2 protein-coding genes are annotated in these 2,130 nt (G+C 52.3%); both read right to left on the bottom strand.

Features of this window, described 5'->3' with window-relative positions:
* Positions 1–210 (bottom strand): hypothetical protein (locus tag OXG87_14690; GenBank protein ID MCY3870795.1); only part of this gene is annotated, 210 nt, incomplete at its 3' end.
* A 47-nt stretch (positions 211–257) separates the two neighbouring features.
* A partial coding sequence (locus tag OXG87_14685) for a molybdopterin-dependent oxidoreductase (protein MCY3870794.1) occupies positions 258–2,130 on the bottom strand: 1,873 nt, incomplete at its 5' end.

The raw sequence follows: 2,130 nt of genomic DNA, 5'->3' as shown, positions 1-2,130 counted from the left end.
AACAGATCCCAGATCGAGATTGCCTCCGACCATCCATCGGTGGGAGTCAAACTGGCCACCCATGCCATAAAAGTAGTCAATCTGAGGTTCGCGCGTCAGACTTACACCCGCTTTGACATGCAACCCGAGGGCATCGGCCATCTGAGGAACACACAGCACCATCAGGGCTGCCAGTCCCCAGGCAGCGAATATTGAAATCACTCGATTCATGTTACCCCCTTTCCTTTGGATTGAATGTCTATTTAGATACGCACAAATCAGGCTGTCCCATTTCCTCCGTTTTTTGCCCACAATGCCTTGAGCACTTCGCCTGGCGACATGGGCAAATTTGTCATTCTCACACCCACAGCATCGTAAATCGCATTTGCAACTGCCGCAGCAGGTGGAACAATCGGCACTTCCCCCACCCCTCGCACACCATAGGGGTGGCCGGGATTTGGCACTTCGACGATATGGGTTTCAATCATGGGCAAATCGAGACATGTGGGCATCCGGTAATCGAGCAAACTCGCATTGGTCAAAAGTCCATCTCCATTATAGGCGTATTCTTCGTTGAGTGCCCAGCCAATACCCTGTGCTGTGCCTCCCTGCATTTGCCCTTCGACATAACTGGGATAGATAGCTTTGCCAGCATCTTGAATCATAGAGACGCGCAAAATCTCCACTTTGCCCGTTTCAGTATCGACCTCAATATCGACAATCATTACCGCAAAAGCTCCGCCCACGCCGGACGGATTTACGGTTGCCCTGCCCATAACAGGACCACCGGTCTCGTCAAGAATTCCGGCTAATTCTTTGAACGAGAGGGTTTTAGAAGAATCAGATGAAGAAAATGTACCATCGTCAAAAACCACATCATCAGTCGAGATCTCCCACAATTTTGCCGCGCGTTCAATCAACTGCTCCTTGATATCAAGGGCGCACTGATAAGCCGCCCACCCGGTTGCAAATGTCGTGCGACTTCCCCCTGTTACATCTGTATCGCCGATAGAATCCGTATCAACGACCTGTGGCTTGACGTCTTCTGCTCCGATGCCGAGAACTTCGGCCAATTGCATCGCAATAGACGTTCGGGTTCCGCCAATATCCGTAGAACCCTCGACCAGACTGACTGTACCATCGGAATTTACACTGGCAGCGGCACTCGACTTTAGACCCACGTTGAACCAGAAACCCGAAGCAATTCCGCGCCCGCGGTTTTTGCCATCGACTTGCGTCGCGTAGTGATCTGAATCCAGAGCTGTTTTGACACATTCCTCGTTACCAATTCGTGGATAAACCGGACCATCTGCGCGGCGCGTACCTTCTCTGGCAGAATTCTCGAGCCGAAACTCGAGTGGATCGGCATCCAATTGCTCACAAATCTCGTCGATAATCGTTTCGGAAGCAAAAGCGGCATTGGTTGCGCCGGGCGCCCGATAGGCCATGGTCTGAGGTTTATTGACCAGCACCTCGTATCCGTCAATCAGCACATTGGGAATATTGTAGGGCGCGAAAATGCACATGGCACCTGGGGCTGCCCAACTACCGGGGAAACCACCCGACTCATATGCCATATACGCATATGCGGCGACAATCTTACCCGCTTTGTCAACCCCCATTTTGCACTTGATAAAAGAGCCAGCGGTCGGGCCAGTTGCCTGTAAAACTTCCGTGCGGCTCATGACCATCTTGACGGGGCGTCCCGTCTTTCTCGACATAATTGCGGCCAGAGGTTCGAGATAAATCCGAATTTTGCCCCCAAATCCACCGCCAATTTCCATGGGTACGACTTTGACCTGTGAAACTGGTACATCCAGGATCTGCGCAGTCTGTTCGCGCACGGTAAATGCGCCCTGCGTGCTGCACCACACCGTGATCTGATCATCAGCACCCCACAAAGCCGTGGCATTTTGGGGTTCTATATACCCCTGGTGAACCGTCGCCGTGTCAAATTCTCGCTCAATGACGAGTTCCGCCTCTGCAAATCCCTTTTCCACATCGCCCAATTCATGGCGAAAATGGGTACAAACATTGCTCTTTTGACCCGTATCTTCGCCCAGTGACTGCGTGGTCTGGTCTTCCAGAAGCAAAGGCGCGTCCTCTTTCATGGCTTCGTGGACCGTCAAAACGGGTTGCCACCCCTCGTCA

The sequence above is a fragment of the Gemmatimonadota bacterium genome (assembly GCA_026706845.1).
Lineage (GTDB): Bacteria > Latescibacterota > UBA2968 > UBA2968 > UBA2968 > VXRD01.
The sequence above is the reverse complement of the archived record's forward strand: the minus strand, read 5'-3'. Positions and strand labels throughout refer to the sequence as shown.